Source organism: Arthrobacter humicola, from assembly GCF_039531445.1.
GTDB classification, from domain to species: domain Bacteria; phylum Actinomycetota; class Actinomycetes; order Actinomycetales; family Micrococcaceae; genus Arthrobacter; species Arthrobacter humicola.
Genome location: NZ_BAAAQB010000038.1, coordinates 61,492 through 81,052 on the forward strand (window position 1 = coordinate 61,492; position 19,561 = coordinate 81,052).

12 protein-coding genes, 2 tRNA genes and 1 pseudogene are annotated in these 19,561 nt (G+C 67.1%); 11 read left to right on the plus strand and 4 right to left on the minus strand.

The features are described 5' to 3' along the window. The first annotated feature begins 19 nt into the window (after positions 1 to 19). The 3 genes from nudC to ABD243_RS14985 all read left to right on the plus strand — a co-directional run bounded on the left by nudC (position 20) and on the right by ABD243_RS14985 (position 3,985). Entirely contained in the window at positions 20 to 1,096 is a 1,077-nt protein-coding gene (nudC, locus tag ABD243_RS14975) for an NAD(+) diphosphatase (RefSeq protein WP_344367243.1), read from the plus strand. A 130-nt stretch (positions 1,097 to 1,226) separates the two neighbouring features. Continuing rightward, entirely contained in the window at positions 1,227 to 3,365 is a 2,139-nt protein-coding gene (locus ABD243_RS14980) for an ATP-dependent DNA helicase UvrD2 (RefSeq protein ID WP_344367393.1), read from the plus strand. Then, positions 3,365 to 3,985: a M48 metallopeptidase family protein gene (locus ABD243_RS14985; RefSeq protein ID WP_344367245.1), complete on the plus strand. Its 621-nt coding sequence runs from the start codon at positions 3,365 to 3,367 to the stop codon at positions 3,983 to 3,985. Before ABD243_RS14980 ends, ABD243_RS14985 begins: the two co-directional genes overlap by 1 nt. Here ABD243_RS14985 and ABD243_RS14990 read toward each other — a convergent pair whose 3' ends face one another. Then, positions 3,986 to 5,482: a zinc-dependent metalloprotease gene (locus ABD243_RS14990; protein ID WP_344367247.1), complete on the minus strand. Its 1,497-nt coding sequence runs from the start codon at positions 5,480 to 5,482 to the stop codon at positions 3,986 to 3,988. A gap of 296 nt (positions 5,483 to 5,778) precedes the next feature. Between ABD243_RS14990 and ABD243_RS14995 the strand changes: the two genes are divergently transcribed. The 4 genes from ABD243_RS14995 (at position 5,779) to ABD243_RS15010 (ending at position 10,681) form a co-directional block, all read left to right on the plus strand. Beyond that, positions 5,779 to 6,927: a YlbL family protein gene (locus ABD243_RS14995; RefSeq protein ID WP_344367249.1), complete on the plus strand. Its 1,149-nt coding sequence runs from the start codon at positions 5,779 to 5,781 to the stop codon at positions 6,925 to 6,927. A 214-nt stretch (positions 6,928 to 7,141) separates the two neighbouring features. Further along, positions 7,142 to 10,141, plus strand: coding sequence for a UPF0182 family membrane protein (locus tag ABD243_RS15000; RefSeq protein WP_344367251.1), 3,000 nt, complete (start codon positions 7,142 to 7,144; stop codon positions 10,139 to 10,141). A gap of 177 nt (positions 10,142 to 10,318) precedes the next feature. Continuing rightward, positions 10,319 to 10,392: transfer RNA gene (locus ABD243_RS15005), tRNA-Met, on the plus strand. Between the two features lie 212 nt (positions 10,393 to 10,604). After that, positions 10,605 to 10,681, plus strand: a tRNA-Met gene (locus ABD243_RS15010). A gap of 130 nt (positions 10,682 to 10,811) precedes the next feature. Here the strand turns inward: ABD243_RS15010 and ABD243_RS15015 are convergent. From ABD243_RS15015 to ABD243_RS15025, 3 genes are all read right to left on the minus strand, one after another. Beyond that, a complete protein-coding gene (locus ABD243_RS15015) occupies positions 10,812 to 12,236 on the minus strand; it encodes a cryptochrome/photolyase family protein (protein ID WP_344367253.1) in 1,425 nt (474 codons plus the stop codon). 184 nt (positions 12,237 to 12,420) lie between these two features. Continuing rightward, the gene (locus ABD243_RS15020; protein ID WP_344367256.1) at positions 12,421 to 13,209 is read right to left on the minus strand and encodes a PspA/IM30 family protein; all 789 of its coding nucleotides are present in this window, start codon (positions 13,207 to 13,209) and stop codon (positions 12,421 to 12,423) included. A gap of 163 nt (positions 13,210 to 13,372) precedes the next feature. After that, positions 13,373 to 15,415, minus strand: coding sequence for a TPM domain-containing protein (locus ABD243_RS15025; protein WP_344367258.1), 2,043 nt, complete (start codon positions 15,413 to 15,415; stop codon positions 13,373 to 13,375). A gap of 294 nt (positions 15,416 to 15,709) precedes the next feature. On the opposite strand from ABD243_RS15025, the gene ABD243_RS15030 reads away from it, so the two are divergent. The 4 genes and pseudogenes from ABD243_RS15030 to ABD243_RS15045 all read left to right on the plus strand — a co-directional run. Next, positions 15,710 to 17,431, plus strand: coding sequence for a trypsin-like peptidase domain-containing protein (locus ABD243_RS15030; protein WP_344367259.1), 1,722 nt, complete (start codon positions 15,710 to 15,712; stop codon positions 17,429 to 17,431). 257 nt (positions 17,432 to 17,688) lie between these two features. After that, on the plus strand, positions 17,689 to 18,489 hold the full coding sequence (locus ABD243_RS15035) for an electron transfer flavoprotein subunit beta/FixA family protein (RefSeq protein WP_344367394.1): 801 nt from the start codon (positions 17,689 to 17,691) through the stop codon (positions 18,487 to 18,489). Between the two features lie 16 nt (positions 18,490 to 18,505). Further along, on the plus strand, positions 18,506 to 19,459 hold the full coding sequence (locus tag ABD243_RS15040) for an electron transfer flavoprotein subunit alpha/FixB family protein (protein WP_344367260.1): 954 nt from the start codon (positions 18,506 to 18,508) through the stop codon (positions 19,457 to 19,459). 3 nt (positions 19,460 to 19,462) lie between these two features. Continuing rightward, a pseudogene (locus ABD243_RS15045) lies at positions 19,463 to 19,561 on the plus strand (PIG-L family deacetylase); the annotation flags it as partial.

Below are 19,561 nucleotides of genomic sequence, written 5' to 3' on the forward strand. Positions count from 1 at the left end.
GAGTCAGTACGGTGGGTACATGAGTCTTGCGGAGTCACCAACCCCGTCCCCGAAGTCAGGGAATACGCCCACTGAACCCGCGGCACCCCCGGTGCAGCTTCTGCCGGCAAACCACCTGATGGATACGGTCCTTCCGGTGCGCCCGGCCCTGATCGACCGCGGGTCCGCGGCCCGGCTGAAACCCGGAATGCTCGCGGAGGTGCTCGGCACGGGGTCGGCGCGGGCCATGGTGCTCTCCGGCCGCCAGGCCCTGGTCAGCGATCACAGCCTCGTCCTGCTCAATGCGGCCGAACTCGGCGAACATCTGGCCAATACCCCGTATGCCCCGGAGCACGTCATCTACCTCGGCTCGGCCCTGGCAGGTTCGGACCTTGAAGCCGGCACGGAGCTGGTCCTGTTTGTACTGCCGGCCCAGTTCGAAGTGCGGGCCGAGGAATTCGAAACCCACATCAGCGGAATCCCCGCCGATGCTCAGTGGGCCGGCTTCCGCGAGGTCGCCGCACGCTTGAACCCCACGGACACGGCACTGTTCATCGAAGCCAGCGCCATCGCCAACTGGCATGCCACCCACACTCATTGCCCGCGGTGCGGCACGCCCACGCAGGCGGAAGCCGGCGGCTGGGTCCGCCGCTGTCCGGCCGACAACTCCGAGCACTATCCCCGGACGGATCCGGCGATCATCGTGACCGTGGTGGGGTCCGACGGGAGGCTCCTGCTTGGCGGCGGCGGTCCCCTCGATGCCAAGAACTATTCCACCCTCGCCGGCTTTGTCGAACCGGGGGAGTCGCTCGAACAGGCCGTGCGGCGCGAGATCGGCGAGGAAGTCGGGGTCCGCGTCACCGCCTCCCAATACCTCGGGTCGCAGTCCTGGCCGTTCCCCGCCTCCCTGATGCTCGGCTTCACGGCTACGACGTCGGACACCGAAGCCCGGCCCGACGGCGTCGAGGTCACCCGGGCGCGCTGGTTCAGCCGCAGCGAACTGCAGGAAGCCGTCCTCAGCGGCGAGATCGTTATTTCCAGCAGGCTCTCCATCGCCCGGTCCCTCATTGAACACTGGTACGGCGGCGTCATCCAGGACGCCGCAGACAGCGCCTGATAGGCCTGCCCTCATCCGCAGGACACCAACTACCGACTGAGCAGCAAAAGTGACCACAGAGAAATTGAACTTCAGCACCCTCCTCGGCGGCGAGACCACCGGATCCGGCGGCACTGTATCCGGCGGATCCATGTCCGACGCCCTGCCCGCAGCGGACACGCGCTCGCTCGAGGAACGGATCCTCGGTGGCCTCGACGCCGAACAGCGCGAAGTCGCCAGCACCCTGCAGGGACCCATGTGCGTGCTGGCCGGCGCCGGGACGGGCAAGACCCGCGCCATCACGCACCGGATCGCCTACGGCGTGCACTCGGGCGTGTACAGCCCGCAGCGGCTCCTGGCCGTGACCTTTACCGCCCGGGCGGCCGCCGAGATGCGCAGCCGGCTCCGTGACCTGGGCGTCGGAAACGTCCAGGCCCGCACCTTCCACGCCGCGGCGCTGCGCCAGTTGCAGTTTTTCTGGCCTCAGGCAGTCGGCGGAACGCTGCCCAACCTGCTGGACCACAAGGCGCAGATGATCGCCGAGGCCGCGCGGCGGCTCCGGCTCAGCACGGACCGCGCCTCCATCCGCGACCTCGCCTCCGAAATTGAGTGGGCCAAGGTCTCCATGCTCACCCCGGCGAACTACCTGGAAAACGCCCAGGGCCGCGGCACTCCGGGCGGCTTCGACCTGACCGCCGTGGCGAGGGTTTTCCAGTCCTACGAGGACGTCAAGACCGACCGCAACGTCATCGACTTCGAGGACGTGCTGCTGATCACCGTCGGCATTCTTCAGGAGGACCCCAAGGTGGCGGCGACCGTCCGGGAACAGTACCGGCACTTCGTCGTCGACGAATACCAGGACGTCTCGCCGCTGCAGCAGCGGCTCCTGGAGCTGTGGCTTGGAGGCCGCGACGACCTCTGCGTCGTGGGCGACGCCAGCCAGACCATTTACTCCTTCACCGGTGCCTCTCCGAAGCACCTGCTCGGTTTCAAGGCCATGTATCCCGAGGCTCACGTCGTCAAGCTGATCCGGGACTACCGCTCCACTCCGCAGGTGGTCAAGCTCGCCAACGACCTCCTTGCGGGCCGCCGCAGCGGCGGCCCTGTGGCCGACGCCGCATGGGCGACGCCGCTGCAGCTCGTGGCCCAGCGGCCCGCCGGCCCGGTTCCGCAGTTTACCGAATGCTCCGACGACGAGGCCGAGGCCGCCACGGTCGCCGCCCGGATCCGCGAACTGCTCGACGCCGGCACACCGGCCAGCCAGGTCGCCGTCCTCTTCCGCACCAACGGACAGTCCGAAGCCTACGAGCAGGCGCTGGCGGCGGCAGGAATCGGCTACCAGCTGCGCGGCGGTGAACGGTTCTTCGCCCGGAAAGAAGTCCGCGACGCCATCCTGCAGCTCCGGGCCGCCACCCGGGCCGCTGCCGAAACCGCCACTCCCGAGCCGCTCGGGCAGCTGGTCCGCGACATCGTGGCCTCCCTTGGCTACACCGACGCGGCGCCCCACAGCGGCGGCGCCCTGCGGGAACGCTGGGAATCGCTGGCCGCACTCGTGGCGCTGGCCGACGAACTCGTCATCAGCCGCGGGGAGCAGTTCAGCCTCTCCGACTTCGTCAACGAGCTTCAGGAACGGTCTCTGGCCCAGCACGCACCGACCGTCCAGGGCGTCACCCTGGCGTCGCTGCACGCCGCCAAGGGCCTGGAATGGGACGCCGTGTTCCTGGTGGGACTCAGCGAGGGGCTCGTGCCGATCTCCTTCGCGGACACTCCGGAATCGGTGGATGAGGAACGCAGGCTTTTGTACGTGGGCATCACCCGCGCCCGGGAACACCTGTCGCTGTCCTGGTCCACCGCCCGGACACCGGGCGGGCGGGCCAACCGCAAGCCCTCACGCTTCCTGGACGGCCTGCGACCCGATTCGGTGGCCAGTTCGCACCTCCGCGGCAAGGGGGCCGCGCCGCGCCGGAAAGCCGCCGTCCCGGCGTCGTGCCGGGTTTGCGGAAGCATGCTCTCCAGCGGCGCGGAACGCAAGGTGGGGCGTTGCAACCAGTGCCCGCCCACCTACGAGGAACAGACGTTCGACGCGCTGAGGCAATGGCGGAAGGACGTGGCCCTGGAAGCCGACGTCCCCGCGTTTGTCGTGTTCACCGACGCGACCTTGACCGCCATCGCCGAGGCCCGCCCCGAATCCCTGGAACAGTTGGCCAAACTCGCCGGCGTGGGCCCGTCCAAGCTGGAAAAGTATGGCGAGGCCGTCCTGACGGTCCTGGCGGAAAATACGGGGCACTGATGGCCGGCCCGACTGCACCGCTGACCACCGCCGACGGCGCCCCGGTGGTCGTCCGCCGGTCCGCCCGCCGCCGCCGGACTGTTGCCGCTTTCTGGGAAGACGGTACGGCGGTGGTCGCCATCCCCGCCTCGTTCACCAGGGCCCAGGAGCGGGAATGGGTCCACCGGATGCTCGAAAAGCTCCGGCGCCAAGGAGCCCGCGGGGCGGCCGGTGCCGGCCGGCGGCGCCCCCGCAGCGATGCCGATCTTGCCGCCCACGCCGCCGAACTTTCCGCGAAGTACCTGGGCGGGAGGGCGGTGCCGTCCTCCGTCCGCTGGGTCACCAACCAGAACTCGCGCTGGGGTTCGGCCACCCCGTCGGAAGGAACCATCCGGCTCTCGGCCAAGCTTCAGCCCATGCCCCAGTGGGTGATCGACTATGTGCTGCTCCACGAACTCGCCCACCTGCTGGTGGCCGGCCACGACGCCGCCTTCTGGCGGCTGCTCACGGCCTACCCCGAGACGGAGCGCGCCAAGGCATTCCTCGAGGGCGTCTCGTTCGCGACGTCACGGGGCCTGGCGCCCGGCGGGGGATACGACGAAGCCCCGGACGGAACCGAAGTCCCGGCCGGGGCCAACTAACTACGCTTTGGGGCTGCCACCCGTGTCCGGGCCGCCGTCGCCGCTCTGGTCTTCCTCAGTGGCTGCCGGTGGTACCTGACCGGAACCGGCGGACTCCTCCGGTGCGCTGGGGGCAGGTGTGTCGGAGGCGGCGGAACCAGTGTCAGCGGGCTCGTCGAAGCCTCCGTTCAGCAGCTTCTGCAGGGCGTCATCGACCTCGCTGTCGCTGGCTTCGGCAAGCTTGCGGCGTTCGCTGAAGCCCTGCGGATCATCCAGGTCCTCCGCTGTGGGCAGCAGATCAGGGTGTTGCCAGACGGCGTCGCGGCCCTCGATCCCGCGTTCGGCCTTGAGCAAAGCCCAAAGCGTGGCGGCCTCGCGGAGCCGGCGCGGCCGCAGCTCAAGCCCCACGAGGGAGGAGAACGCGTGCTCCGCGGGGCCCCCGGTGGCCCGGCGCCGCCGGACGGTCTCGCGCAGTGCGGCGGCGGAGGGCAGCAGCTTCTCGGTCGCGCCCCACGTGAGTTCGTCCACCCAACCCTCCACTAAGGCGAGGGCCGTCTCCAGCTTCTCGAGGGCCTGTTCCTGGGCGGGCGTGCGCTGCGGCATGAAGACACCCTGGGAGAGGGCCTCCTGGATGCCTTCCGGGTTGCTGGGGTCGATATCCCGTGCCAGTTCCTCGATCTTGGACGTGTCGATGTGGATCCCGCGGGCGTAGGCCTCGATCGCGCTGAGGAGATGTCCGCGCAGCCACGGGACCTGCACGAACAGCCGGGCGTGGGCTGCCTCGCGCACTGCCAGGAACAGGCGGATGTCGTTCTCGGGCAGGCTGAGGCCCTCACCGAATTTCGCCACGTTGGCCGGCAGGAGCGCCATTTCGAGGTCGGCCAAGGGAACGCCGATGTCCGTCGAGCTGACCACCTCGGCCGAGAGGGCACCGATTGCCTGACCCAGCTGCATGCCGAAGATCGCCCCGCCCATGTTCTGGATCATCGAGGAGGCGCCACCCATCATGGATTTCATTTCCTCGGGCATCTGCTCGGTCATGGCAGCGGAAAGCGCGTTGGCAATGCTGTTGGCGACGGGCTCGGTCAGCCGCCTCCACGTTCCAAGGGTTTCCTCGACCCATTCGGCACGGGACCAGGCCCGGCCGATCAGTCCCGTGGCCGGAAGCCCCGTGACCTGGTCGAGCCAGAGCTCGGCGAGCCGCAGGGCCTCGTCGACCTCGCGCGACTGCTGGGACGTGACCGAGGGGTCCGATCCGCTGGCGGCCACACGGCGGGCGTTCTCATGGGCCAGTTGCCAATTGACGGGCCCCTCCGACGGAGCGCTCATCATCGCCTGCACCTGCGAGAACATTTGGGCCAGGAGGTTTGGGTCGTCCGGGAGGCCTGCGGCCTTCGCCAGTTCAGCGGGGTCGATGTTGCCCATGCCCTGGCCGCCCATCAGGTTCTTGAGCATTTCTGCCAGGGGATCCTTGGGTTCCTCGTCGCCATTGGACGGATTGAGTGGGTTGGAGGTCATGATCCCGCCGATCGTCGGTGTGGCTGTTTCTCAACTTCACGGTACCCCCCTGCAAGAGCGGCTGTCTGCCGAAACCGCGCCACGTTCGCTGTAGGCAAAGAGCCTTCCGGGCCGCCCAACGCGTAGTCTTGGAAGTTGGAATATTTGCACGCGGCAGCCTCGGGTTAGGCTGTGGCCCGGGTGCGGGCTCAAGGCGTCCTGTCAGGATGCCTTGGCAGGCTTGTCCTGACAGGATTGTCCTGTCAGGAATCCCGTCAGGGGCCGCCGCCCCCGCGCCGGCACGGAGAGGTCGTTCAATGACAATCACCCAAGGTGAGCAGCCCGCCAGCGACCCCGCGGCCGGGCCGGTCCGGGGCAGAAGGATCCGCCTTCCGGGCACCGGCGCCCCGCGGAAGCGCGACAACCGCTCGTCAGCCATGCTCGTCTCGGGGCTGCTGACCCTGGCGCTGGGCATCACCGCGGTGAGCCTGCCGGTGCCCTACGTGGTCGAGTCTCCCGGGCCCACGTTCAACACCATCGGCGAGGACAACGGCAAACCGGTCATCAGCGTCACCGGCCACGAGACCTTTCCCGCCAAGGGCAACCTGGATCTCACCACGGTCTATGTCGACGGCGGCCCCAACGGTCCGGTCAGCGTCTTCGAGGCGTTTTCGGCGTGGCTCAACGGCACCAAGGCCGTCTACCCCCAGGAACTGCTGTTCCCGACCGGGGTGACGAAGGAACAATCCCAGCAGGAGAGCGCCACGGCGATGACCACCTCCCAGGAGAACGCCGTGGCCGCAGCACTGAAAGAACTGAACATCCCGTTCGATCAGAAAATGCAGGTCGCCGGGCTCCCGGACGACTCCGCCTCGAAGGGATTGCTGCAGTCGGGCGACGTTCTGGTCTCGATCAACGACAAGCCCATCACGTCCCTTGGCGTAGTCCAGGCAGAACTGGCCGCAGGCAACGGCAAACCCGTCAAGGTCATCGTGGACCGCGCCGGCAGCCAAGTGCCCGCCACCATCACTCCGGCCAAGAACAGTGCAGGCCGCTATATCCTCGGCGTCATACTGCAGTACAAGTTCACCTTCCCCTTTGACGTCAAAATCTCCCTCGACAAGGTCGGCGGCCCCAGCGCCGGCATGATGTTCGCCCTCGGCATCATTGACACTGTCACGCCCGGGGATCTGACCGGAGGCAAGCACATCGCGGGCACTGGAACCATTTCCCCCGACGGCGCCGTGGGGCCCATCGGCGGGATCGCCCAGAAAATGCAGGGGGCACGGTCCGGCGGGGCCACGCTGTTCCTGGCGCCGGCCTCCAACTGCGAGGACGTGGTGGGCCACATTCCCGGCGGCCTTCAAGTCGTCAAGGTGGAGAACCTCACGGACGCACGCAAAGCAGTTGAACTGGCCGCTTCAGGCGGCGACACATCAGGCCTCCCCGTGTGCACCAGCAACTAGACTGGCCGCGGAACTAAGCACCCGCGTCACTCGTGGCACTAATGACGGCCGCTGCCGTCCGTCCGGGACCCTGCTTTAGGGCACTGACGGAACGGCGGAGGAGGCCGTTAGAATGCATCAACCCTGCAATACGGCACTTTGTCGCAGGACTGAATCACAGCAGCGACGAATAAGTAAAAACCCGCAGTAGACGACCAGCTATGAGGTACCGAGTTTGTCCCGTCCCGCCAGCACTGTCCCGCCCGGAAGACCCCAGACACGACGCGGCGCCCTGACGCCAACGCTGATCATCGTGGCCCTGATCGTGGTCGGATTCATCTTCTTCGCCAATGTCTGGACGGATGTCCTCTGGTACCAGCAGCTGGGCTTCTTCGAAGTGTTCCTGACCGAAAACGTGTCCAAGATCGTGATTTTCCTGACCGGGTTCGCCGTCATGTTTGCCGCCGTCTTCTTCGCCATCCGCATTGCCTACCACGCGCGGCCGGTCTACGCCCCCGATTCGGAAATCCGGGACAACCTGAACCGCTACCAGGCCCAGCTCGAACCCATCCGGCGCGTGGTGATGGTGGGTATTCCCATCCTCTTTGGCCTTTTCGCCGGAAGCGCCGCCGCCAGCCAATGGCAAAAAGTCCTCCTGTTCCTGAACCAGGAGCCGTTCGGCCAGAACGATCCGCAGTTCAACCTGGACATCAGCTTCTACCTCATGACGCTTCCCTTCCTCGGCTTCGTCACCGGGTTCCTCATCAGCGTCACGGTGGTCGCGGGACTCGCCGGCATCCTGACCCACTACCTCTACGGCAGCATCCGGATCATGGAACGCGGGATATTCACCAGCCGTGCCGCACAGATCCACCTGGCCGTCACGGGCGCCGCCTTCCTCCTGCTGCTGGGCGTCAACTTTTGGCTGGACCGCTATTCCACCGTGCAAAACAACGGGGGCCGCTGGGCCGGTGCGCTGTACACGGACGTGAACGCCGTCATTCCGACCAAGTCCATCCTGGCTGTGGCCGCAGGTCTTGTGGCCGTGCTCTTCATCGTCGCCGCAGTGATCGGCAAGTGGCGTCTTCCGGTGATCGGCACCGCCATGCTGGTCATCACGGCCATCCTTGCCGGCGGTGTCTACCCGTGGGTCATCCAGCAGTTCCAGGTCCGGCCCTCGGAGCAGACACTGGAGAACGAATACATCAAGCGGAACATCGCCATGACCCGTGCCGCCTACGGCCTGGACAAGGTCCGGGAAAGTCGGTACAACGCCACCACCAACGCCACCACCGGTGCACTGGCCCCCGATGCCCAGACCACCGCCAACATCCGTCTGCTGGATCCGAACCTGATCTCTGATGCGTTCTCGCAGCTGGAGCAGTACCGGCCCTACTACCAGTTCCCCAAGGCCCTGAACGTGGACCGCTACCAGATCGACGGCAAGACCCAGGACACGGTCATCGCGGTCCGTGAGCTCAACCCGGACGGGCTCGCCACCAACCAGCAGTCCTGGCTGAACCGGCACGTGGTCTACACGCACGGCTATGGCGTCGTCGCGGCCAAGGGCAACACGTTCACCGTGGACGGCAAGCCGGACTTCCTGCAGGCGGGCATCCCGTCCACCGGCGTGCTCGGCAACGACACGACCTACCAGCCCCGCATCTACTTCGGCGAGAACTCGCCAGACTACTCGATCGTCGGCGCGCCGGAGGGTGCACCCCACCGTGAGCAGGACCGGCCCGCGGCCAAGGAAGGCGACGGCGAAACGCAGTACACCTTCACCGGCAACGGCGGCCCGAACGTCGGCAGCTTCTTCAACAAGATCCTTTATTCGATCAAGTTCCAGTCCTCCGACATGCTGCTCTCCGACGGCGTTAACGCCGACTCGCAGATCCTCTACGACCGCAACCCGCGGGACCGCGTGGAGAAGGTTGCACCGTACCTGACGGTGGACGGCAACGCCTACCCCGCCGTCGTCGACGGCCGGGTGAAGTGGATCGTGGACGGGTACACCACCAGCCCGTACTTCCCCTACTCCCAGCAGGAGCAGCTGTCCGCCGCCACGGCCGACTCCCAGACCGCCGCGAACCGGACGGTAGCCCTGCCGAACAGCTCGGTGAACTACATCCGCAACTCGGTCAAGGCCACCGTGGATGCCTATGACGGCTCCGTCACGCTCTACGCGTGGGACGACCAGGACCCCGTACTGAAGGCCTGGCAGAAAGTGTTCCCGACGGCCCTGAAGCCGTATTCGGAGATGTCCGGTGCGCTCATGAGCCACGTACGGTACCCCGAGGACCTGTTTAAGGTCCAGCGCGAACTTCTTGGCCGCTACCACGTGACCAACCCGGACGCCTTCTACACCAACAACGACGCGTGGTCCGTCCCGAACGACCCCACCGTCCAGGACGAGGTCAAGCAGCCGCCGTACTACATGTCACTGAAGATGCCCGACCAGGACAAGCCGGCGTTCCAGCTGACCTCGTCGTTCATCCCGCAGGTGGTCAACGGAAACGCCCGCAACGTGCTGTACGGCTATCTGGCCGCGGACTCCGACGCAGGCAACCAGAAGGGCGTCAAGGCGGCCAGCTACGGCCAGCTCAGACTCCTGCAGATCCCGCCGGAAACCCAGGTCCCCGGCCCCGGCCAGGCGCAGAACAAGTTCAACTCCGACCCCACCGTTTCGCAGGCCCTCAACCTGCTCCGCCAGGGTGCGTCCGCGGTGCTCAACGGCAACCTCCTGACCCTGCCGGTCGGTGGCGGCATGGTGTACGTCCAGCCCGTCTATCTGCGGTCTACGGGTGAAACCTCCTACCCGACACTGCAACGGGTCCTCGTGGCGTTCGGCGACAAGATTGGCTTCGCGCCGACGCTGAACGAGGCACTGAACCAGCTGTTCGGCGGAAACTCCGGGGCGGCGGCAGGGGACTCGGCGAACAAGGGACAAGCCCCGGCCACCCCGGGAGGCACCACGCCGGCTCCCGGAACCACGGATGCCAAAGCGGAGCTGAAGGCCGCCCTCGATGACGCCAACGCTGCCATCAAGGCGGGCCAGGACGCCCTCGCCAAGGGTGACTTCGCCACATACGGTGACCAGCAGAAGAAGCTCGCGGCGGCCCTGCAGAAGGCGCTCGAAGCCGAAGCGAAGCTGGAAGCGACGCCGACACCGGCACCGGCAGGCGTCGCGTCACCCACGCCGTCGGCCACCCCGTCGGCAACAGCCGGCGGCTAACGCTGCAGTAGGACCGGGCGCACGTTGCCCGGAAGGCCACACAGGCCGGGACTGCCTTTCACGAAGAGGCTGTCCCGGCCTGTGGGCTTTCAGGGCAGCTCACACGGGCGGCGAGATGCACATCACGTCACCTCGATTTGGCCTCAAGTTCACCGGCAGGTAGAGTTGATAGTGCGACGCGGGGTGGAGCAGTTCGGTAGCTCGCTGGGCTCATAACCCAGAGGTCACAGGTTCAAATCCTGTCCCCGCAACTGGAGAAAGGGTCCGGAACACTGGAAACAGTGTTCCGGACCTTTTGTTTTAAGCTCCGGGCCGCTGTGTGGTGTCCCTCGGGCGCAAATCCCTCACCCCAGGCCCTGGTGCACGGCCACGTTCCGTGACTGTGCCGGATCACCCCGCGCAGGGGCCCGCGGGGGCAGGTGGTCATGGCGCCTCCGAAAGTACGGTAGTGTTGATCAAGCGACGCGGGGTGGAGCAGTTCGGTAGCTCGCTGGGCTCATAACCCAGAGGTCACAGGTTCAAATCCTGTCCCCGCAACCAGTAAGCACCAGCGGTGCACAGGAAAGGCCCGGATCATCAGATCCGGGCCTTTTCCGTTGCCGGCCTGTCCTGTCGCCTCACCTGTTGTCCGGCGGTCGCGCCCGGACCCGGTAGCGGCAGGTGCCGGGCCTCAGCCGTCCTTGAGCCGCTGGTAGGTCGCCAGTGCCCTGGCCCGGGTTTCGGCAAGGTCCACGATGGGTGCCGGATAGCCGGGGGCGGCGCAGTCGGCCTTCCAAGGCTCATGGACGGCCTTGTCGTCCAGTGCCGCGAGCTCGGGGAGATACTCGCGGAGGTAGCGGCCGGCCGCGTCGAACTTCTTGCTCTGGGTGACCGGGTTGAAGATCCGGAAGTAGGGCGAGGCGTCGGCGCCTGACCCGGCGACCCACTGCCAGTTCGCCGGGTTGCTCGCGGAATCGGCGTCCACCAGCGTGTCCCAGAACCAGGCCTCGCCCAGCCGCCAGTCGGCCAGGAGGTTCTTCACCAGGAAGGATGCCGCCGCCATCCGCACGCGGTTGTGCATCCAGCCGGTCTGCCAGAGCTGGCGCATGCCGGCGTCGACCAGCGGATAACCCGTGCCGCCCTGCTGCCAGGCCGCCAGCTCGGCTCCGGAGGGCGGCTGCCACTCGAAGCGGTCGAACTCGGGCCGGTAATTCCGGGTCGCCAGGTCCGGGTTCTCGTAGAGCAGCTGCCAGCAGAATTCCCGCCAGCCGAGTTCGGAGCGGAAGATCCCGACGTCGGCCGGTGCTCCCGGCACAAAGTGTTCGCGCAGTGTGTGCCAGATTCGGAACGGGCTGATTTCGCCAAAGCGCAGATGCGGGGACAGCCGGCTGGTGCCTTCGACGCCTGGGATGTCGCGGCCGGTGCCGTATTCGGCCGCGGGCCCGTCCACAAAATCCGCCAGGCGGCTGTGGGCGCCGGCTTCTCCCGGTGTCCAGGTGGCGGCCAGGCCGGCGCTCCAGTCGGGTTGCCGGGGGAGCAGGCCCCAGTCGTCGAGCGGCTCGCTGGCAGGCAACTGCCCGTCGCCGGTGCGTGCCGGGGCCGGCAGGCGGCCCGGCGGCGCTAAGGGCAGGCGCGGTTCGGGGCCGGCTACGCAGGCCCTCCAGAACGGCGTGAAGACCTTGTAGGGCCCCCCGCTGCCGGTCCGCACGGTCCACGGTTCGAACATGAGGTTGGCCTGGAAGCTTGTGGCTCCGATGCCCTCCGCCGTGGCCCAGGTCTTCAGGCCTGCATCCACAGCGCGTTCGGGCGCACCGTAGCGGCGGTTCCACAGCAAGGTGTCGGCAGAGGTTTCCGCGGCGAGGTCCTGGATGATCTGCGCGGCAGGGCCGCGGCGGAGCACCAGCCGCGAACCCGCGGCCTCCAAATCGGCGGCGAGTGCGGCCAGGGAGTGATGGAGCCACCATTTCACGGCTCCGCCCAGCGGCCGGACGCCGGGCGATTCCTCGTCGAGGACATAGACAACGGTCAGGGGTGTGCCCCGGGCGGCGGCCTCCGTCAGCGCAGGATTGTCATCCAGCCGGAGGTCGTCACGGAGCCAGACAAGGGTCGCAGACATGGGTCCACGCTACACGCGGGAGCCACAGGCCCGGCACAACAGGCCCGGCACAACAGGCCCGGCACAACACGCCGGGCACAGCAAGGGCCGGATCCCGGCGGCAGCACCTGGTGTGTCAGGCTGGGCCGCCGGAGTCCGGCCCTGGTTCGTTCCTTGGCGCCGGCACTAAGCGCCGGGTGGCCGTTTAGAGCTTGTCGAAGTCGGCCTCGTCGACCGTGGAGCCGGAGGCATCACCGTTGCCGGTGCCGATGGCCGCGGGGGAGCCGCCGGACTTCATCGCGGCCAGCCGGGCCTCGATCTCGGTCTGCTCGCCCATGTCTTCCAGCGAATTGAACTGGGCGTCCAGGCTTGAGGCTGCAAGCTCCTGTTGGCCACGGACCTTGGCTTCCTCGCGGCGGATCTTCTCTTCGAAGCGGCCTACCTCGGATGTGGGGTCCATGATGTTGATGCTCTTGAGGGCATCATGGACCTGGCTCTGGGCCGCGACGGTCTTGGACCGGGCCACCAGCTCATTGCGCTTGCTCGTCAGTTCGTTGAGCTTGCCCTTCATCTGGTCAAGGCCGTGCTTGAGCTTGTCCACCACTTCGGTCTGGGCCGCGATGTTCGGCGCGGCAGACTTGGCCTCGTTTTCAGAGGCGATCTGGCGCTGCAGTGCAACCTTGGCGAGGTTGTCGAACTTCTCCGCGTCACCGACGTCGCCCTTGGCCCGGTACTCGTCGGCTTTGCGGGACGCGGCGAGGGCCTTGTTGCCCCAGTCCTGGGCGTTGCGGATGTCCTCGTTGTAGTCGTCCTGAAGCATACGCAGGTTGCCGATGGTCTGTGCCACAGCGGACTCAGCCTCCGCAATGTTGTTCGTGTAGTCACGGACCATCTGGTCCAGCATTTTCTGCGGATCCTCGGCCTGGTCCAGCAAGGAGTTGATGTTGGCCTTCGCCAGCTGCGCCATGCGGCCGAAGATGGACTGCTTAACCATGGTGTTACCTTTCGTCCTGCTCAGTTGTCTCACTGATTCCAGTGAACCGTTGATATGTCTCTTCTATCCGCTGTGTGGTCTATCCGCTGCCCAGTCCGTTGCGCCCGGCACGTCGTCGCCAATGGTTCGGGGCTGTTGCCGTGCGGCACGTGGGCCAAAAAGGCTAGAAACTGCCGGAGTCGCCTCCACCAAAGTCGCCGCCTCCGCCGAAGTCGCCGCCACCGCCCCAACCGCCGCCGGAATCGCCGCCTCCGCCCCAGCCGCCGCCACCACCCCCGCCTCCGCCATGAAGGATCGAGTTGATGAGGATTCCGCCGAGGATCGCGCCGCCGAGACCTCCGCCGCCGCTGCCGCCGAACATCCCGCCGCGCCCGTAGCCTTGGTTGGCGTAGCCGCCGAAGTGGTCAACATCGGACTGTGCCAGCTGCGCAGCCTGCGCCGCCAGAGCGTAGGCCTGCTGCGCGTACTGCAGTGCGGTCACGGGGTCGTTGCGGGAGATGGAAAGCGCGTAGTCCAGGTTCCGCTGGGCCTCGGCCAGGCGCGTGCGGGCCTCGGTGCCCACGCCGCCGCGGCGGGCGGTGATGTAGTCCGACGTCGCGCTGATCTGGGCCTGGGCCGATGTGATGGTCTGTTGCAGCGAGGCCTGAGCGCGGCGCGCCTGTTCCTGCTGGTCGCGGATTCCGCTGAGCGACTCATCGAGGGTCTGGTGCGCGGCTGTCACCCGTTCCAGCGTGGCGACGGGATCGATCTTGCCGCCCTGGATTTCCGCCTTGACCTGGGCAAGGGCTGCTTCCACGGCAGCGACCGGTCCCGAAAGTTCCGGATGGGCGCCGGACTGGATCATCGCCTTGGCCTGCGCCAGGTCCTGGGCGGTATCGACGACGGCGGTTTCCAGGCCGCTGCGCGCCTCGCCAAGGCTGTCGGCCACCTTGGTGATGGCGCCGATCAGCACGTTTGTCTGGTGCAGGCTTTCTTCCGCGGCGCGCACGGCCACGGCGGCGAGACTGTTTTCGCCAGCGGCGAGTTTTTCCTTCGCCGCGGTGGAAGCGTTCTGCACGAAGTCGAGGCGTTCCTTGGCCTGCTTGATATTGTCCGCCACCTGGACCAGGGCGCTCTCGGCGTACTTGGCGCGCAGATCCGTCAGCGACTGTTCGGCGCTGGCAATCTTTGCCTCGGCTTCCGCGGCTCCGGCGCCGACGGCGGCGAGGGCCTCGGGGGCGTTCTTCTCCAGCTCCCGCAGGGAATCGAAGTCCGCTTTCTGCTCCTGCAGCGATGCCAGAGCGGCTTCGGAACGGCGGATGATCTCCCCGAGCCAGCTCCGCTGCTGTTCCTCGGTATCGGGAATGTGGTCATCGAGCTGCTGCTGAAGCTTGAAGGACTCCGTCATGTGGGCCTTGGCCTCTTGCAGTGCCTTGGTGAAGTTTCCCACCGCGGAGTCACCGTACTGGGCTTGGGCGAATCCAAGTTCCTGCTCGCTGGACTTGATGGCGTCGTCGGCCTCGATCAGCAGGGAATCGCTCTTGCGTCGCAACTCTGCCACGCTGAGGCCCGCCAGCGGGTCCGGCTGGGCACCTTGCGTTCCGCCGGAGGCGCCGGAACCTTGGGCGGCCTTTTTGCGGCGGCTGCGGAAGTAAAGGTAGGCCCCCGCTCCGCCCACGGCCACGACGCCGACTCCCACCAGGACGCCGTTGCCCGCCCCCGCTTCGGACGGCACAGTGCCGCTGCCCCCGGCCGCAGCGTCGCCGACCGCAGCGGCGGTATCAATCGCCGCCTGCGCGAAGTCGCGCTTTCCGCCGGCCAGGTTCGGAACGATGGCGTTTTGGGTGATGTTGGACGTCTTGGAGTAGATGGCGCTGGCCGAGTTGGGAGAGAAGTAGTACTTGCCGTCGTCGGACATGGTGAGGATGACGTCGGCCTTGCCCATGCCCTTGTTGGTCGCCACGGCCACGGCCCAGGCCTTAGGGTCCGAGGGGTTCTCGAACGTCTTTGCCGTAACGACGTACAGGTTGTACTTGTGGTCCTTCAGGAGCTTCTGGATGGCGTCCTGGACTTCGCCCTTGCGGCTGCCGAGCACGTTTGCGCTGTCAACGATGTTTTGCCCGGACGGGATGGTCACCGGGTCTTCGGCCAGGGCAGGAGCGGCGGGAAGCGCCAGCAATCCAGCCACGCCAAGGACGGCGAGGAAACGAATCAACTTAGACCGCATGTGCAACCCTTCAGCACTTCTGGGACCGGTTCGGTCGAACCAGCCGTCACAGAATGCAGCAGCGCCCCCACGCAGATGTAAAGCCGCAGGTCGCTGTGGCAATTCCATTTGATTCTATGGTGCACCCAAATGGCAGTCCACCTTGGGGAATATGCCACCAGCGAAAAGCGCTTAAGCTGGCAAACCGGCAATCAGGCCGCTGTCCATCCGTTCAGGAACCTCCCAGCAAATGTCCGCTCTAGTATCAGTCTGAGCGACCATAGTTATAGGCAGACGAGGATGAAAGGAAGTCTCATGACTGAGAACCCAGTGCCGGGTGCGTCACCGGAGCCGACACAACAGAACCGGGGACCGGCCGAACCGCAGGAGGGCGCCCCGGCGCAGCCGAATGCCTCCGCGCAGCCGAATGCCTCCGCGCAGCCGAATGGCGCGCACACCCCGGAGACGGCACCCGGAAGCCCGGCACCCGAGAACCCGACGCTTCGGCTGGACCGCGCCGAGGACGGCGCGCCGCGTCCGGTCTACCCGCAGCACCAGCCGGCCCAGGCCCAGACTTCCCAGCCACAGCACCCCGGTGCCGACACCCAGCAGTTCGGTGCCCCCGCGCCGCACGCAGGCTCGTACGGCGCTCCTTCCCAGCCCGGCCAGGGTCATGGCCAGCCCGCCCAGCCCCCGTACGGCCAGGCTCAGCAAGCACATTCCCCGTACGGCCAGGCGCCCTACGGCGCCCACCCCGGCAACCAGCCGACGTCGGCCTATGCCCCCGGCGCGAGCTTTGTGAACAACCCCGCCCACGCCCCCAAGCGCAAGGCAGCGTTCGGCGTCCCTGTCCTCATCGCCAGCATCGTGGCGGCCGGCCTGATCGGCGGCGGCGTGGTGGCGGGCGGCAACGCCCTGCTGGCCGACCGTACCTCCACAGCTTCCACGAGCAACACGAGCCAGGCCGGGCCGGTGATCGTCAACAACAGGGACGACGTCAACGCCATCAGCGCCGCCGCACTGAAAGCTTCCCCCAGCGTGGTGACCATCAAGGCCACCAGCGGCAGCGACGGCGGCACCGGCAGCGGCATCATCCTCGACACGGACGGCCATGTGCTGACCAACACCCACGTGGTAACCCTCGACGGCAAGGCCGCCAACGCCACCATGGAGGTCCGGACCAGCGACGGCAAGGTCTACTCCGCGAAGATCGTCGGTACCGACCCGCTCTCCGATCTCGCCGTGATCAAGATCGACAACCCCTCCGGACTCGTCCCGGCCACGCTGGGTGACTCGAACAAGCTGAACGTCGGTGACACCGCCGTCGCCATCGGCTCGCCGCTCGGCCTCACCGGAACCGTCACCGACGGCATCGTCTCCACCCTGAACCGGACCATCAGCGTGGCATCCTCGGCCGCGCCGAAGGGCGGGGCGGACAACTCCCAGGGCGGTGACCAGGGCTTCCAGTTCGCACCCCCGGGCGGCGGCCAGACCCAGAGCACCGCTGACCAGGGATCCATTTCGATCAACGTCATCCAGACGGACGCGGCCATCAACCCGGGCAACTCCGGCGGCGCACTGGTGAACACGAAGGGCGAAATCATCGGCGTCAACGTCGCGATCGCCTCCGCCGGCGGCGACTCGGCCACCGGCAGCAGCAGCGGCAACATCGGCGTGGGATTCAGCATCCCGATCAACAACGCCAAGCGCGTGGCCCAGGAGATCATCAGCAACGGCAAGGCCACCCACGCACAGTTCGGCGTGAGCGTGAAAGCCAAGGCGGCAGGAACGTCCTCCTCCGGATTCTCGGTGGGCGCCGAGGTCGCGACCGTCGAGCCCGGCTCGGCCGCTGACAAGGCCGGCATCAAGGTTGGCGACGTCGTGACGAAGTTCCAGGACCTGACCATCAGCGATCCCAACCAGCTGACCGCCGCGGTGCGCGAACAACCGGCCGGGGCCACGGTCAAGGTCACGGTGCTGCGCGGCGGGCAGCCGAAGGAAGTCGATGTAACCCTCGGCACCGCTGCCGACCAATAGAAGCAGTAGCCGATATACAGCAGAAAGGCCGGGCGGCACCGAAAGGTGCCGCCCGGCCTTTGCCGTTCCGGGAACCTGCACGACGCCTCCACGACGCATGCACGGTGCTGACACAGGCGTTAACCCAGGCCGCGCGGCCCGGCAGCTATATGGTTAGCTAGGAAGAGCCCGGCTACCGGGCGTTCCGTGGCCATGACCCCGTCAGGGGCGGCTATCCACCCGCATGGAAGGCTGCTGTAGACACAGTGGAAGAGACCCTGAAAATCATTGTGCTGGTCAAGCACGTCCCGGATGCGCAGTTCGACCGCCACCTCACTGGCGAGGACAACACCGCGGACCGCTCCGAAAGCATCCTGTCCGAACTGGACGAGTACGCCCTCGAGGCGGCCCTGCAGCTGATCGAGGCCCGAGGCGGGGAAGCGGCCGGGAACAAGGTCATCGCCCTGAGCATGGGGCCGGCAGCTGCCGTCAACGCGGTGAAGAAGTCACTCCAGATCGGCGCCACGGAAGGCGTGCACCTCAGCGACGAGGCCCTGGCCGGGTCCGATGCCGCGGCCACCTCGCTGGCACTGGCCGCCGCCATCCGCCACCTCGGCTCGGATGCCCCCGCGGACCTCATCATCACCGGCATGGCTTCCACGGACGGCGAGACCTCGCTGGTCCCGGCGCAGCTCGCCGAGCGGCTGGGGCTTCCACAAGTGACTTTTGCGGCGTCTCTGGAGCTCGACGGCGGCAAGCTCACCGCCCGCCGCGACGGCGACACGCACGCGGACACCGTTGAGGCTGAACTGCCGGCCGTCGTCTCGGTTACGGACCAGATCAATGACCCCCGGTACCCGAACTTCAAGGGCATCATGGCGGCAAAGAAGAAGACCATCACCACCTTGAGCCTTGCCGACATCGGCGTCGACGCGGCCCAGGTGGGCAAGTCCGGCTCCTGGACCGCCGTCGAGACCGCCGAGGCCCGCCCGCCGCGCACGGCCGGCACCATCATCACCGACGAAGGCGACGCCGGCATCCAGCTGGTCGAGTTCCTGGCCGCCCAGAAGCTGCTCTAAAGGGGAATATCCGAACATGGCAAAAGTACTCGTTTTCATCGACAACCCCGGCCAGGCGCTAAAGAAGTCGAGCCTGGAACTGCTGACGATCGCCCGCTCCCTGGGCGAGACCGTTGCCGCTGTCAACGGCGAGCTGCATGCAGATGCCGCCGCGGCCCTGGCTGCCTACGGCACCGAGGCGCTGTACCGCCCGTCCGCCGCAGACCTCGACGACTACCTCGTGGGACCCAAGGCGGCGTTCCTGGCCGCAGCCGTTGACGCGGCCGGAGCCGACGTCGTCCTGACCGAGAACTCGGCCGAGGGCAAGGAGATCGCCGCCCGGCTCGGGATCAGGCTCGGCGCCGGCGTCATCACCGACGTCGTGGCGGTCGATCCGGACGGAACCGCGCACAAGTCGGTGCTGGCCGGGTCCTACACCACCACCGCGAAGGCCACGACGCCCGTTTCCGTGCTGACCGTAAAGCCCAACAGCGTCACGCCGGAGCCTGCGGTGTCCGCTACGGCGCCGGACGCCGTCACAGTCCAGCTTCCGGACGGCGCCACCGCGGCCGCCGCCCGGGTCACGGCACGTAACGAAAAGCCTGCCAGCGGGCGCCCGGATCTGACCGAGGCGCGCATCGTCGTGGCGGGCGGCCGGGGCGTGGACGGCAACTTCGGTCCGCTGGAGGAACTCGCGGACGCCCTGGACGCGGCCATCGGCGCTTCGCGGGCCGCCACGGACGCCGGCTGGATCGGCCACGACGCGCAGATCGGCCAGACCGGCAAGACCGTCTCGCCGCAGCTCTACATTTCCGCGGGCATCTCCGGGGCCATCCAGCAGAAGGCCGGCATGCAGACCGCCAAGGTGATCGTCGCCGTAAACAAGGACGCCGAATCGCCGATTTTCGAGATCGCGGACTTCGGCATTGTGGGCGACCTCTTCCAGGTGCTGCCCCAGGCCACCGCAGAAATCAAAAAGCGCAAAGGCTGACCCATGAGCCCCAACGCCGCCCCGGCGCAGAGCCCGCTCGATCCGGAGACTTCCCGGATCGAGCGGGTGCTTTGTTTCACGGCCCACCCGGACGACATTGAT